Here is a 13,374-nt window from a genome sequence, read left to right as displayed (position 1 = left end):
GAAAAGCATATGCAACTTACGGTTCAGCCTCATATCGAGCAAACAGTGATAGAACAGACATTACACGATTGTTTTCAATTGCAGCGCAAAAGCTTTCATCAACAAGGCATTGAAACAATTGCGCAACGCAAGCAACATTTACTGAATTTAAAAGCGCTGATTAATGATCACCGTGAAGCAATTATTGAAGCCCTGAATCGCGATTATGGCAATCGTTCACGCCATGAAACCTTACTGGCAGAAATTATTACGGTCACAGATGATATTAACGGCAGCATCAAACACTTGAAACAGTGGACTAAAGTACAAAAAAGACATGTCGATCATAGCTTGTATTTTGGTGCGAAGAACCGCGTAATTCCTCAGCCACTGGGGGTGATTGGAATTATTGTGCCGTGGAATTTCCCCATCAATTTGATGTTTTCACAGTTGTCGGCCGTGTTTGCTGCGGGAAATACGGCTATGGTTAAAATGTCTGAAAATTCAAGACATTTGGCTGAATTGCTGATTGAATTAAGCCCCAAATATTTTAAAGCGGAAAAATTACAGATTTTCGATGAGACTGGTGAAGTGGGCATCACTTTTTCAAAACTGCCGTTTGACCACCTGATGTTTACTGGCTCTGGTGCGACAGGGCGTAAAGTCATGGCTGCTGCAGCGCAAAACTTAACCCCTGTGACTCTGGAGCTAGGCGGAAAATCTCCTGCGGTGATAGACCCTGAGTATCCCATCGATAAAGCTGTAGAACGCATTATGTTTGTGAAACAGTTTAATGCGGGACAAATTTGTACCAATGTCGATTATTTATTTGTACATGAGTCGAAGTTACAAGCGTTTATTCAAGCGACATCAGTTTGGGTGCAGGAACATGTGCCTGATATTCATAGCAAAGATTATACTTCTGTGATTGATGAGCGCGCATTTCAGCGCTTAGTACATAGCTTGGCAGATGCTGAAGCCAAAGGGGCCAGTTTGATTAATTTAAATCGGCAAGAGCCTGATGCTGCGACACGAAAATTTCCACTGACTTTGGTGTTGAACAGTAATGATGAGATGGAAATTGATACGCGTGAAACCTTTGGCCCGATCTTGATGGTCAAAACCTACCAAAAGCCTGAAGATGTGGTTGACTATATTGTTCAGCGTGATCGTCCATTGGCCTTTTATCCATTTAGCAATAATAAAAGCTTAGTCGAATTTTATATCAGCCGAGTTATGTCGGGCGGGGTTTCGGTCAATGATGCCTTATTTCATGTTGGGCAGCATGACTTACCCTTTGGTGGGGTCGGCCCCAGTGGCATGGGGCACTATCATGGTTATGAAGGCTTTTTGACTTTTTCTAAAATGCGCCCTGTGTTTTATCAGGCAGGTTTTTCAAGTTTGAAGTTTCTCGCGCCACCGTATGGGAAATTTGCCAATTGGCTGTTGAATTTATTGATTCGGATGAAGTCATAAGCGCTTAAATTTTAAAACCTCAACATCACTTTTCACTTCAAGATGGATATTTTGAAGTGAAGGAATTAGTGTATTTAAAAACAGAAAAATAAAACTATTAAAGGAGTTAATAGGATGAATAATAAAGATTTTGATTTTGATTTTGATTTTGATTTTGATCAAATCGTGATTGGCTCAGGCTTTGGTGGATCGGTCAGTGCTTTACGCCTCAGTGAAAAAGGCTATAAAGTCCTGATTTTGGAGAAAGGCTTACGCCGTGAAGACAAGGATTTTCCAACCACCAATTTAGACACCAAAAACTATTTGTGGCGGCCTGAACTGGGATTCAGAGGTACGATGCAATTTACTTTCACCAGTAAAACCACCATTTTGCATGGGGTGGGCGTCGGTGGGGGCTCACAAATTTATGCCAATGTACATTTAATTCCACCTGATGCAGTTTTTGAGTCAGAGGCATGGACCAAGATTCGTAAAGACTGGAAAGAAACCTTAAAGCCGTTTTATGGTCTCGCTCAACGTATGTTGGGTACAGCGAATAATACTTATACCAATATTGCAGACGACACTTTAAAAGAAGTTGCGAGTGAAATTGGATATGCAGACTCTTTTAAAACGGTCAACACAGGGGTATTCTTTTCGCAAGCAGCTGGTCAGGAAGGTCAATTAGCGAAAGACCCGTATTTTAATGGAGAGGGGCCAGATCGTAACTCCTGTATTTATTGTGGCGCTTGTATGTTGGGGTGTCGCAGTAATGCCAAAAATACCCTCATGAAAAATTACTTGTATTTTGCTGAACGTAATGGCGTTGAAATTCGTCCAAGTTCTGAAGTGGTGAAAATTACACCACTGAATGAGGATGGTAGCGCAGGTTACGAAGTAATAGTCAAAGAAACTTTAGGAAAGAATGTTCGTCAGTATAGTTTGCGCAGTCGTGGGGTGGTGTTATCTGCGGGTGTAATGGGCACTGTACCGATGTTGTTAAAAATGCGTGATCAGCATAAAACTTTACCCAATATTTCTTCATTGCTGGGACAGGAAGTTCGGACGAATTCGGAAACCCTAACCACAGTAAACAACACAGGAAAAAAACTGGATGATGGGGTAGCAATCAGCTCTTTTATTTCGGTCGATGCAGATACCAATATCGAGGTCACACGTTTCCCTGAAGGTGCGGATGCTTCATGGATTTATATTCCATACGTGCCGATGGTGACCGGTCAGGGCTTTATGCGCTTTATGAAGTTTGTGTTCAATACACTGTTACATCCCTTAAAAACCTTTAAAGTACTGCGTTATAAGGGTAAAGCCAAAGATTCGATCATTTTATTGGTAATGCAGAAGTCTGAAGCATTCATTCATTTTGAATGGCGTAGAAAGTGGTATCGATTATTCCAGAATAGTATCACTGCCGTGCAAAAAGAAGGGGACACGCCACTCACCGTTTCATTCCCTGCGGCCGAAGAAGCCACTAAAATGATTGCACAAAAGTTAGGTGGAGAACCGGGTTCTGCACTTACCGAAATTTTACTGGGAACGCCAACAACAGCACATATTATGAGTGGTGTCGCGATGGGCAATGATAAGTCGAATGGCGTTGTGGACTTCACAGGTCAAGTCTTTGGTTATCAAAATTTACGCGTATTAGATGGTTCGATTGTACCTGGAAATTTAGGTGTGAATCCCTCACTGACCATTACCGCACTGTCCGAATTTGCGATGAGTCAAATCCCAGTGTTCTCCGCAGAGCGGGCAGCAAAGATTCAGCGTATCGAATTTAGTCGGCCTTTGGAGGGACAGGTGTCTGACTTGAAGGGTACTGGTGATTTAGCCAGTGCATTAAGTAATGCTTAAAAAAGGGAATATGGTTTGGGCTGGTGATGGTGCCTAATAAGGCAAAATAGACAGCCGAAGCAATACAATCTTTAGATCATTATCCCTCTAACGCTGTATTACAGCGTTAGAGGTCGTTGCTGATTTTATGGGCTATAATTCAGAAATTCCTAAGCTAAGAAGAGAGCAAAAAGCTATCTTACCTTTTTACCGATTAATTGGGGGGCATTACTGAGTCTATTCATAGACCCAAAAGCCATAGTTTATTTTTTCTTGTTATAAAATATGACTAGTAAAATCAAAATAATAACTAAGATCAAAGTAATCATGACTGTTTCCATAGTTTGACCTCTAAATCTTATATTTTATCTAATTTTAACATGCTCATTCGATCACTATATATTCAAAATAGATCATTTTTCATTCTTTAAATATGGAGTTGCATATATATGATTATACATATATAAATATATGTAAAGATTCCATTGAGTTTGAGTAAATGACTGCTACTCCAAAAGTGAAGATCTATCACAATCCTGAATGTGGTACATCACGTAATACATTGGCGTTAATCCGTAATGCCAATATTGAACCTGAAGTGATTGAGTACCTTGTAACACCTCCATCTAAAAATGAACTGATTCAAATGATCGCGGATGCAGGTTTAACGGTGAGAGAAGCGATTCGTAAAAATGTTGCTCCATATACAGAATTAGGAATTGATCAAGAGGATTGGACTGAAGATCAATTGCTTAACTTTATGCTTCAGTATCCAATTTTGATTAACCGCCCATTCGTGGTGACTGAACTAGGAACTCGTTTAAGTCGTCCGTCAGAACTGGTTTTAGAAATTCTGCCACTCCCACAAAAGGGTGCTTTCACTAAAGAAGATGGTGAACAAGTGTTGGATGCAAATGGACAGCGATTAAAATAAATATGTACTGGGTATCTGTAAGTATTGCTATATCCAGAGGTTTGAGTAGGTGAAAGTATGGATCAAATCAATTTTTTTAAATGTTTAGCTGATGAAACGCGATTCAATATCGTCATGTTGGTTCTTGGAAATAATGAACAGTGTGTTTGTGATTTGACTGAAAAACTACAACTCAGCCAACCTAAGATTTCGCGGCATTTAGCCTTACTGCGTTCTTCAGGTCTTTTACAAGATCGACGTCAAGGGCAATGGGTCTATTACAGTCTCAATCCTAATTTACCCACTTGGTGCGTAGACGTCTTAAATACCCTCAAAAATGCTGATTTACAGCCCCAAATTGAACGCCCTTTTTCGCAAATAAAGAGTTATTGCGAGTAGAACAATATGAAATTTCTTTTTTTATGCACAGGAAATAGCTGTCGCAGTATTTTGTCCGAAGTGTTGTTTAATAGTCGTGCCCTAGAGGGTTGGAAAGCCTATAGTGCAGGCAGCCAGCCATCTGGACAGGTGAATCCGTTGACCATTGAAACTCTAGAAAATCTTGCTCTTTCAACAGATGGCTTGTGGAGTAAAACCATTGATGAATGCGAACAATACCAACCTGACGTGGTGATTACGGTTTGTGATTCAGCAGCACAAGAAGCGTGTCCACTTTATTTGGGTGGTGCGATCAAAGCACATTGGGGCTTGGCTGATCCATCACATTTAGATTTACCGAAAGAAGAAAAGCTCAAAGCTTTCCAAGTGACAGTCGACCATATCAATCGCCGTTTAGATGCTTTACTTGCACTTGATACAGCATATATGTCTCGTCCTGAGTTGATTGCAGCGATCAATCAAATTTCGCATATTGAATGAGATCATCATGGCTCAACAAAGATTATCCTTTTTAGATCGTAACCTCACGCTATGGATTTTTATTGCCATGGCTTTAGGGATAGCGATAGGTGTGTTCTTTCCACAAGCCTCAGTGGCATTGGATAAAATGAGTGTGGATTCCGTTAATATTCCAATTGCGATTGGTTTAATTTTGATGATGTACCCACCATTAGCCAAAGTGGATTATGCAGCTTTGCCACAGGTGTTTAAAGATAAGAAAACGCTGACGCTATCCTTAGTACAAAACTGGCTCATCGCACCTGTTCTGATGTTTGCATTAGCCATCATTTTTCTACACAGCTATCCTGAATACATGACAGGCTTAATCTTGATAGGACTGGCTCGTTGTATTGCGATGGTCTTGGTGTGGAACGGTTTGGCCTGTGGGGATAACCAATATGTTGCTGCATTGGTGGCTTTTAACAGTATCTTCCAAATCTTATTCTTCAGTACCTATGCTTGGCTATTCTTAACCTTCTTGCCACCTTATTTTGGTGTTGCAGGACAGGTAATCAATGTAGATTTCTGGACCATTACCCATGCGGTACTGGTGTACTTAGGGATTCCATTTTTTCTTGGCTTTATGACCCGATTTATTTTGGTTCGTACGAAAGGTTTGGCTTGGTATCTAAATACCTTTTTACCCAAGATTAGTCCGCTGAGTTTACTGGCGTTATTGTTCACGATTGTGGCGATGTTTAGCCTTAAAGGAAACGATGTAGTGAGCTTGCCACTCGATGTCTTGCGTATTGCGATTCCATTGACGATTTACTTTATTGTGATGTTTTTCATTAGTTTCTTTATGAGTAAGTGGATGGGGAACGACTATCCTAAAACCACAGCTATTTCATTTACTGCTGCGGGAAATAACTTTGAACTCGCTTTAGCTGTCGCGATTGCAACCTTTGGTTTGGCTTCACCCGTCGCATTCACGACGGTGATTGGTCCACTGGTTGAAGTACCCGTGTTGATTGCTTTAGTCAGTGTGTCTTTGTGGCTTAGAAAAAAGTTTTTTAAAGCAGAGGTGTAATTTCTATGACTCTCCCAAATGTAGATATGAATCTTCTCGATCAACCTACTTTAGAAAAAGTACAAGCTAAAGCGCTGGATCATCCACCGCGTATTTTGCTGCTGTATGGTTCAAACCGTGAGCGCTCATACAGCCGATTGGCGGTGATGGAAGCAGGACGTATTTTGGAGCACTTTGGCGCTGAAGTAAAAATCTTTCATCCAAAAGGCCTACCCTTACCCGAAGATGCAGACACAGAACATCCAAAGGTTAAAGAATTGCATGATTTACTGGCTTGGTCAGAAGGTATGGTGTGGTGTTCGCCGGAACGTCATGGCTCAATGAGTTCAATTTTCAAATCGCAAATTGACTGGATACCTCTAGCGGGTGGTGCAATTCGTGCAACACAAGGAAAGACTTTGGCTTTGATGCAAGTCAGTGGTGGTTCGCAGTCCTTTAACAGCTTAAACCAGATGCGTATTTTAGGCCGTTGGATGCGCATGATCACCATTCCAAACCAATCGTCTATTCCCAAAGCTTTTTTAGAGTTTGAAGAAGATGGCAGGATGAAACCTTCAGCTTTCTATGATCGAATTGTCGATGTCATGGAGGAGCTGTATAAGTTCACCCTGCTCACCCGCGGACAAAGTCAGTACCTCACAAATCGTTATTCAGAACGAAAAGAGTCGGCAGAAGAATTATCTAAGCGTGTCAATCAACGGAGTTTATAAACTCTAGATGATCAAAGATGTTGAAAAGTAGCTTGTGCAATTGAAAAGCCCAATTACAGATTTGATCAATTTTTAAAAGTCGCTTAGTTTGTTGAATAGACTGAGATTTTTTAATTATGAATATGGCTTCACTATAGCAAATGGGAGAGTGGCTTTGGCACAACTACAAGCAGAAGTCGATGTGGTTATCATCGGTGGTGGTCAGTCGGCACTTGCTACAGCTTATTTTCTCAAACGTAAAAAAGTTTCATTTGTGATTTTAGATGATCAATCGCAAGCTGGCGGTGCATGGCTGCATGCATGGCAGTCGCTACGTCTTTTTTCACCGCATACATGGAGTTCGTTGTCGGGTTGGATGATGCCAACGACTGAACACACCTACCCAACGCGAAATGAAGTGATCGAATATTTGTCGGCATACGAGCAACGCTATCAATTTCCGACCATTCGGCCAGTCCATGTCGATCATATTGAACAAAAAGATGACTATTTAGATGTGTATGCTGGAGATCAATATTGGCGGGCAAAGGCTGTGGTCAGTGCAACAGGTACATGGAGCCAGCCTCATATTCCTAATGATATTGGACGTGAAAAATTTAAAGGAATACAGCTTCATTCAGCGGACTATGTCAATGCAGCGCCTTTTAAAAATAAGAAAGTCATCGTTGTCGGTGGTGGTAACTCAGGCGCACAAATTCTTGCCGAAGTTTCAAAAGTGGCAGAAACGACTTGGGTCACGATGACAGCACCAGCATTTTTATCAGATGATGTGGATGGGCGGGTCTTGTTTCTTCGTGCAACGGAGCGTTTAAAAGCACAACAGGAAGGTCGGAGTTTGGAACAGCTCGCAGGTGGGTTGGGAGATATTGTCATGATTGACAGTGTCAAAGAGGCAAGAACACGAGGAGTTTTGCACAGTCGAGAGCCTTTTGTAGCATTTGCTGAGCATTCGGTTATTTGGGCTGATGGTTCAACACAAGTGGTAGATGCTGTCATTTGGTGTACAGGATTTAACCCTGCACTTAATCATTTAAGAGGTCTTAGTGTGGTAGAGCCTGATCAAACGGTTGCTGTTCATAATGGGCGTTCAATGAAAGTAAATAACTTATGGTTGGTTGGCTATGGTGAGTGGACAGGCATGGCATCGGCGACTTTAATTGGAGTGTCCAGAACAGCAAGAGCTGCGGCTGATGAAATTGCTGCCTATTTGACTGGTGCTTAAACCTATAAGTTTAAAGGGATGCATAGACAGGTTTCATGCATGAACAATTTGATTCGATACGGATGAGGACGGAAATAGGATTCGCCGTGAAGCAAATGGAAAGCAATTATTGATGATTGATAGGAGATTTAAGGTACTCTAAGTAGCTAATTAAAATAAGAAATCCTATCTATTTAAATCATAAAAGCAGCCGAAGCTGCTTTGCGTTTTTTATCATCGTTGAAGTTGCCTCTAAGGCATTCACCATCAGCACAACTTCCGCCAGACTTAAGCGTCTACTTTGGCGGTACGAGAGTTTTGGCTTAATTCATCTGCATGTAGGAAGTGCGTATGCTGCGGTGCGCGTTTGGTTTTGCTCCATTCTTCCAGCATGTCATATTTCATTTGTTCTGTAATCATGGCAATTTTTTGTGGCGCTTTTTCATCGTCATAGGCCAGTTCCAAACGGTGGCCATTTGGATCAAAGAAATAAATTGAGTGGAAAATACCATGATTGGTAATGCCCAAGACCTCTATACCATTGGCTTCTAGGTGTTCTTTAGCATCAATCAGTGCCTGACGGTCTTTGACTTTGAGTGCAATGTGCTGCACCCATTTTGGGGTGTTTTCATCGCGGCCCATTTCAGGCTGGGTTGGCAGTTCAAAGAAAGCCAGAACATTACCATTTCCTGCGTCTAGGAATAGGTGCATATAGGGATCAAAGGCTTTGGTTGAAGGTACATGGTCTTCAGCAAAGGCGAGAATGAAATCCATATTTAGGTTTTTTTTGTACCATTCCACCGTTTCTTTGGCATCTTTACAACGGTAGGCCACGTGGTGGATTTTTTCAATTTGAATGGTCATTTTTATATCCTTATAAAAAACTTAAGCGGCTTCAGGCTGCATTTCAGGTGCAGCGTGTTGAAAGGCTTCTAAAGTGTTGCAATGGGTGTAAATCGAACAAATTTTTGGATAGGACGATAAATCAAGATTAAAACGTAGAGCGTTATAGACTTGTGGAATCAGGCAGCAGTCCGCTAGGGTAGGCTGATTGCCAAAACAGAATTTGCCATTTGACTGTTCTAGCTGTGCTTCAAGGGCTTTAAAGCCCGTTAAAACCCAGTGTTTATACCAAGCTATTTTCTGCGCATCACTTACTTCCAATGTACCCACCAGATACTGAAGTACCCGTAGGTTGTTGAGCGGATGGGTGTCGCAGGCGATACTTAAACTAAATGCACGGATCAAAGCACGCTGCTGCAAGTCTTGAGGGAGCAGGGCCGTGTCTGGGAATTTTTCTTCTAAATATTCAAGAATACTTAGCGATTGGGTCAAGACAAAATCTTGCTCTGCCCATGTGGGCACCAGCTCACTTGCATTGAGCTCACGGTAGCTTTCACTATGCTGTTCACCGCCATTATTGACTAAGTGGACAGGTACATGTTCAGCAGTCAGACCTTTTAAATTCAGGCCAATACGAACTCGGTAAGCCGCAGAACTACGAAAATAGGTATACAGTTTCATCAGCAACATCCTAGTCTGCAATTATTGGGTAAAACCAAAATCCACTGCTGGCAGAATTTTGCCACTGACTTCACCAAAGCCAATCCGTAAATCATCTTTTTCGCAATAGCCTTTTATAATGACGGTATCGCCGTCTTGAATGAAGTTACGCTGTTCGCCATTTGATAGCATTAAAGGTTTGGTGGCATTCCATGTGATTTCGAGCAATGAACCATAAGAATCTGGAGTTGGTCCTGAAATGGTCCCTGAACCCATCAAATCACCGACCTGCAAGTTACAGCCCGCAATCGTATGATGTGTGAGCTGCTGAGCCATGGACCAATACATATATTTAAAGTTGGTTGTGCAGATCACATCACTTTTGTCGTCATTCTCAGGCTGAATTTCTACCGAAAGATGAATGTCATAGCTGTTGCTGCTGTTGTCTTCACGTAGATAAGCCAAAGGTTTCGGTTCTTGTTCAGGTGAACTGGTTTTAAATGGCTCAAGTGCTTCTAGCGTCACAATCCAAGGTGAAATGGACGACGCAAAAGTTTTGGCATTAAATGGGCCAAGTGGCACGTATTCCCATTGTTGCAAGTCACGTGCAGACCAGTCATTAAACAGCACCATACCGAAAATATGATCCCAAGCGTTTTCAATTGAAACAGGTTGACCCAGTTGACTTGATTTGCCTACGATAAAACCAGTTTCCAGTTCAAAGTCGAGTTTACGACAAGCAGAAAATACAGGACGTTCTGAATCTGGCAGCTTGATTTGTCCTGATGGACGGACAATATCTGTACCACTCACAATGACCGAACTGGCACGACCGTTATAACCAACAGGGAGTTCTGACCAGTTGGGCAGCAGCGCATTTTTCGGGTCACGGAACATGCAACCGACATTGGTGGCATGTTCTTTAGATGAATAGAAATCGGTATAGCCTGAAATGTGTACCGGCATATGCATTTTGACGTCTGATTGTTTGAAGAAAACCTGATCACGCAGGGCCTGATTGTCACGAAGTTCAGGATTATCTGCGGACAACAAAGCTTGTAATTCTGCGCGGACCTGAGACCAATTGGCTTTACCTGATTCAATAAACGTGTTCAGTGTCGGCTGATTAAAGACCAGTTTGCCAGCTGCCACTTTGCAATAACCATGCGCTTCCAGTACTGCTAGATCAACCACCCATTCTCCCAGTGCTACGCCAGCACGGGCCTGTGAATTGTGTTTTTCACTAAAAATGCCATAAGGCAGGTTTTCTAGCGGGAAATCTGAATGTGCAGCAATTTCAACAAATGACTTCAAGCGTTTGCTCATGGATATTGATCCTTTCCGTGGAAAATTTAAGTTCTAGATAGAATCATACTTATATTTTTAAATTACGCAATAAATAATTTATTTATGAATAATGTAAATTATTAAGCTATACTCCTCTGAATGAGAGAGTCAGGTTTAGATGGCTCACATTTTTGATTTAAGTAGTACAATTCAGCGATGGAGTTATGACAACTAATGCAGCTAGCAGGGTAAAGCGATGAGTGTTGAGGAAGAAAAAATACAGGGAGGGGTTCAGTCTCTGGAAGTTGGATTAACCGTATTAGATGCATTAACTGCACATAATGCACCGATGATGTTAAAAGAGCTGTCCGAAGTTTTATCCATGCATCCGGCCAAAGTACACCGTTATGTGGTGAGCTTGATTCGTAAAGGCTATGCTCAGCAATTAACGGATGGGCGTTATAGTTTAGGTGAGCGTGCACATGCTTTTGGGGTGAATGCACTCAAACGAACAGATATGCTGGAATTAAGCCAGCGTTATATTCAGGACATTCAGCAACATCTGAATTGCAGTATTCATGTCAGTAAATGGTTTGCCGATGGCGCGGTCGTGGTTCAGTCTCTAGAATCTAACCATGTCTTTAATATTATTACCCGAGTCGGTTCACGCATGCCGCTGCTGAAATCTGCGACAGGGCGCTTGCATGCCTGCTATCAGTCTGAGCACATCATCAAGCCATTATTGGAAAAAGAATGGGAAAGTAGCGTTAAGTCAGAGCAGTATCCTGCAAATTGGGAGGATTTTTTAGAGCTGAAAGCGAAAATCCTGAGTCAAGGTTATGCTTCAGTCACAGGAGATATGATGGCTGGGATCAATGCGATTAGTATTCCAGTCTTTAATTTCACGCAGCAACTGGATCATGTCATTACTTGTATTGGCACAGAAGATCAGTTACCCGAAGGACAAATGCAGCAAGCAACTGATTATGTTCTTGGCGTACAGCGTCAGATCGATGCTTTATTTCATCCCGCCGCTGCCATATAAAAGCGTCGATGACATTGAAAAGATGAATTAAGTTTTAAATCCACCCTTTGGTGGATTTTTTTATTGGGCTGTGGAGCTTGGCAGTCGAAATATTTGATTTTTTACTGCGCTGTCTAAAGGCGAAGGGGGGAAGCACGAACTAGGTAGCTAAGCTGAAACCCGTAGACTTTGGTTGCCTTGATTCAAGTTCCGAATAATAACGATAAAAAAGGCTTCTGACCCTAGAGTGAGAAGCCTAAGTGAACATGATATATTTTAAGCAAGCACAGACTCAGCGGAGCTTGCAGCTTTAAGCACAGTTGCCATCGAGTCAGCCACATAATCAATATTGTTTAAATTCAAGCCAGCAGTACACATACGCCCGCTGCGGACTAAATAAATACCATAATCGTGTTTCAGCAAATCGACCTGTTCTGCACTTAAGCCCGTATAACTAAACATACCTTGTTGCTGGGTCAGATAGCTAAAGTCCATATCTGGTAGCGCTTGACTGAGTTTGTCTTCAAGTAAGCGACGCATCAGTAAAATACGCTGACGCATTTCTTCTAATTCAGACTGCCATAGCTGAGACAACGCTGTGTCATTTAATACCTGACTCACCAATAACGCACCGTTGGCTGCTGGGCTAGAATAAATGCGGCGGACTGTCGCTTTAAGCTGACCCAATACATTTTGGGCAATGTTTGCGTCATCACAGACAAAGCTTAAGCTACCAACGCGTTCGCCATATAGGGAGAAAATCTTGGAAAAAGAATGGCTGACAATAAAGTTCATACCAGACCGATCTAGCGCGTGTATCGCATAAGCATCTTGCTCCAAGCCTTGACCAAAGCCTTGATAGGCCATGTCCAAGAAAGGAATCAAGTCATTTGCTTTTAGAACCTCAATCACTTGATCCCATTCGTGAGGTGCTAAATCTGCACCTGTTGGGTTATGACAGCAAGGATGCAGTAGTACGATACTTTGAGCAGGCAGCTGCTTTAAGGTATCTAGCATCGCCGTGAGATTCACGGCATGGGTGTCCGCATCATAATAAGGGTAGAAATGGGTTTGAACACCCGCGCCATTAAAGATCGCAATATGGTTTTCCCAAGTCGGCTGACTGACCCAGATCTCGGACTGCGGAAAATATTTGTTCAAGAAGTCTGCACCCACTTTGAGTGCACCAGAACCACCCAAAGTCTGAATGGTGACGACACGGCCTTGCTGACGGGCAGGGCTAGCCTGACCGAAAATGAGTTCTTGTGCAGCCTGATTAAAGCTCTTGAGCCCATCCATCGGCAAATAGACTCGGACTTTGTCATAGTCAGGAATTAAATGAGTATAGGCTTTTTGAACCGACTGTAGCTGCGGCACGATATTATCTTCATTATAATAAAGTCCGATACTGAGATTGACCTTATTCTGGCGCGCATCTTTGCTGAACTCCTCCATCAGAGAAAGAATCGGGTCACCTGCATAGGCATCAATATGTTGAAACATGAATACATCCTAATATGA

General features: G+C 42.1%; 13 protein-coding genes. 9 read left to right on the top strand and 4 right to left on the bottom strand.

Features of this window, described 5'->3' with window-relative positions:
- Nucleotides 1–9 precede the first annotated feature (9 nt).
- The 8 genes from JZ787_RS03045 (at nt 10) to JZ787_RS03010 (ending at nt 8,060) form a co-directional block, all read left to right on the top strand.
- Nucleotides 10–1,455: a coniferyl aldehyde dehydrogenase gene (locus JZ787_RS03045; RefSeq protein WP_346311619.1), complete on the top strand. Its 1,446-nt coding sequence runs from the start codon at nt 10–12 to the stop codon at nt 1,453–1,455.
- A gap of 114 nt (nt 1,456–1,569) precedes the next feature.
- Nucleotides 1,570–3,306 (top strand): GMC family oxidoreductase, encoded by a 1,737-nt coding sequence (locus JZ787_RS03040; protein WP_346311618.1) that lies wholly within the window; start codon nt 1,570–1,572, stop codon nt 3,304–3,306.
- Nucleotides 3,307–3,784: 478 nt separating this feature from the next.
- Nucleotides 3,785–4,219 (top strand): arsenate reductase (glutaredoxin), encoded by a 435-nt coding sequence (arsC, locus tag JZ787_RS03035; protein ID WP_234951333.1) that lies wholly within the window; start codon nt 3,785–3,787, stop codon nt 4,217–4,219.
- Nucleotides 4,220–4,276: 57 nt separating this feature from the next.
- On the top strand, nt 4,277–4,597 hold the full coding sequence (locus JZ787_RS03030; protein WP_062034393.1) for a metalloregulator ArsR/SmtB family transcription factor: 321 nt from the start codon (nt 4,277–4,279) through the stop codon (nt 4,595–4,597).
- Nucleotides 4,598–4,603: 6 nt separating this feature from the next.
- Nucleotides 4,604–5,077: an arsenate reductase ArsC gene (locus JZ787_RS03025; RefSeq protein WP_346311617.1), complete on the top strand. Its 474-nt coding sequence runs from the start codon at nt 4,604–4,606 to the stop codon at nt 5,075–5,077.
- A gap of 7 nt (nt 5,078–5,084) precedes the next feature.
- The gene (gene arsB, locus JZ787_RS03020; protein WP_346311616.1) at nt 5,085–6,128 is read left to right on the top strand and encodes an ACR3 family arsenite efflux transporter; all 1,044 of its coding nucleotides are present in this window, start codon (nt 5,085–5,087) and stop codon (nt 6,126–6,128) included.
- A 5-nt stretch (nt 6,129–6,133) separates the two neighbouring features.
- Entirely contained in the window at nt 6,134–6,838 is a 705-nt protein-coding gene (gene arsH, locus JZ787_RS03015; protein WP_346311615.1) for an arsenical resistance protein ArsH, read from the top strand.
- A gap of 154 nt (nt 6,839–6,992) precedes the next feature.
- Entirely contained in the window at nt 6,993–8,060 is a 1,068-nt protein-coding gene (locus JZ787_RS03010; RefSeq protein WP_346311614.1) for an ArsO family NAD(P)H-dependent flavin-containing monooxygenase, read from the top strand.
- Between the two features lie 267 nt (nt 8,061–8,327).
- On the opposite strand, the gene JZ787_RS03005 is transcribed toward JZ787_RS03010, so the two are convergent.
- Genes JZ787_RS03005 through fahA form a run of 3 tightly spaced genes read right to left on the bottom strand, consistent with a single transcriptional unit; the run spans nt 8,328 to nt 10,868 of the window.
- Nucleotides 8,328–8,903 (bottom strand): VOC family protein, encoded by a 576-nt coding sequence (locus tag JZ787_RS03005; protein ID WP_058952186.1) that lies wholly within the window; start codon nt 8,901–8,903, stop codon nt 8,328–8,330.
- A gap of 21 nt (nt 8,904–8,924) precedes the next feature.
- Complete coding sequence (gene maiA / locus JZ787_RS03000; protein ID WP_346311613.1) at nt 8,925–9,563, bottom strand: maleylacetoacetate isomerase; 639 nt, start codon at nt 9,561–9,563, stop codon at nt 8,925–8,927.
- Between the two features lie 21 nt (nt 9,564–9,584).
- Nucleotides 9,585–10,868 carry a fumarylacetoacetase gene (gene fahA, locus JZ787_RS02995; protein WP_346311612.1) on the bottom strand — a complete coding sequence of 428 codons (1,284 nt, stop codon included), beginning with the start codon at nt 10,866–10,868 and terminating at the stop codon, nt 9,585–9,587.
- A gap of 217 nt (nt 10,869–11,085) precedes the next feature.
- Between fahA and JZ787_RS02990 the strand changes: the two genes are divergently transcribed.
- Entirely contained in the window at nt 11,086–11,874 is a 789-nt protein-coding gene (locus tag JZ787_RS02990; protein ID WP_168158404.1) for an IclR family transcriptional regulator, read from the top strand.
- A 255-nt stretch (nt 11,875–12,129) separates the two neighbouring features.
- Here the strand turns inward: JZ787_RS02990 and JZ787_RS02985 are convergent, their stop codons facing one another.
- Nucleotides 12,130–13,356 (bottom strand): amino acid aminotransferase, encoded by a 1,227-nt coding sequence (locus tag JZ787_RS02985; RefSeq protein WP_346311611.1) that lies wholly within the window; start codon nt 13,354–13,356, stop codon nt 12,130–12,132.
- Nucleotides 13,357–13,374 lie beyond the last annotated feature (18 nt).

Origin of the sequence: Acinetobacter sp. BWR-L5, assembly GCF_039655985.1 — a bacterium.
Classification (GTDB): Bacteria; Pseudomonadota; Gammaproteobacteria; order Pseudomonadales; family Moraxellaceae; genus Acinetobacter; species Acinetobacter johnsonii.
This window is presented reverse-complemented; position numbering and strand designations above follow the sequence as displayed.

Excerpts from the sequence above, each read along its gene's own strand:
- arsB (WP_346311616.1), top strand. The coding sequence starts at position 5,085 with ATGGCTCAACAAAGATTATCCTTTTTAGATCGTAACCTCACGCTATGG.
- JZ787_RS03045 (WP_346311619.1), top strand. The coding sequence starts at position 10 with ATGCAACTTACGGTTCAGCCTCATATCGAGCAAACAGTGATAGAACAG.
- JZ787_RS03005 (WP_058952186.1), bottom strand. The coding sequence starts at position 8,903 with ATGACCATTCAAATTGAAAAAATCCACCACGTGGCCTACCGTTGTAAA.
- JZ787_RS03025 (WP_346311617.1), top strand. The coding sequence starts at position 4,604 with ATGAAATTTCTTTTTTTATGCACAGGAAATAGCTGTCGCAGTATTTTG.
- fahA (WP_346311612.1), bottom strand. The coding sequence starts at position 10,868 with ATGAGCAAACGCTTGAAGTCATTTGTTGAAATTGCTGCACATTCAGAT.
- maiA (WP_346311613.1), bottom strand. The coding sequence starts at position 9,563 with ATGAAACTGTATACCTATTTTCGTAGTTCTGCGGCTTACCGAGTTCGT.
- JZ787_RS03030 (WP_062034393.1), top strand. The coding sequence starts at position 4,277 with ATGGATCAAATCAATTTTTTTAAATGTTTAGCTGATGAAACGCGATTC.
- JZ787_RS03040 (WP_346311618.1), top strand. The coding sequence starts at position 1,570 with ATGAATAATAAAGATTTTGATTTTGATTTTGATTTTGATTTTGATCAA.
- arsH (WP_346311615.1), top strand. The coding sequence starts at position 6,134 with ATGACTCTCCCAAATGTAGATATGAATCTTCTCGATCAACCTACTTTA.
- arsC (WP_234951333.1), top strand. The coding sequence starts at position 3,785 with ATGACTGCTACTCCAAAAGTGAAGATCTATCACAATCCTGAATGTGGT.
- JZ787_RS02990 (WP_168158404.1), top strand. The coding sequence starts at position 11,086 with ATGAGTGTTGAGGAAGAAAAAATACAGGGAGGGGTTCAGTCTCTGGAA.
- JZ787_RS02985 (WP_346311611.1), bottom strand. The coding sequence starts at position 13,356 with ATGTTTCAACATATTGATGCCTATGCAGGTGACCCGATTCTTTCTCTG.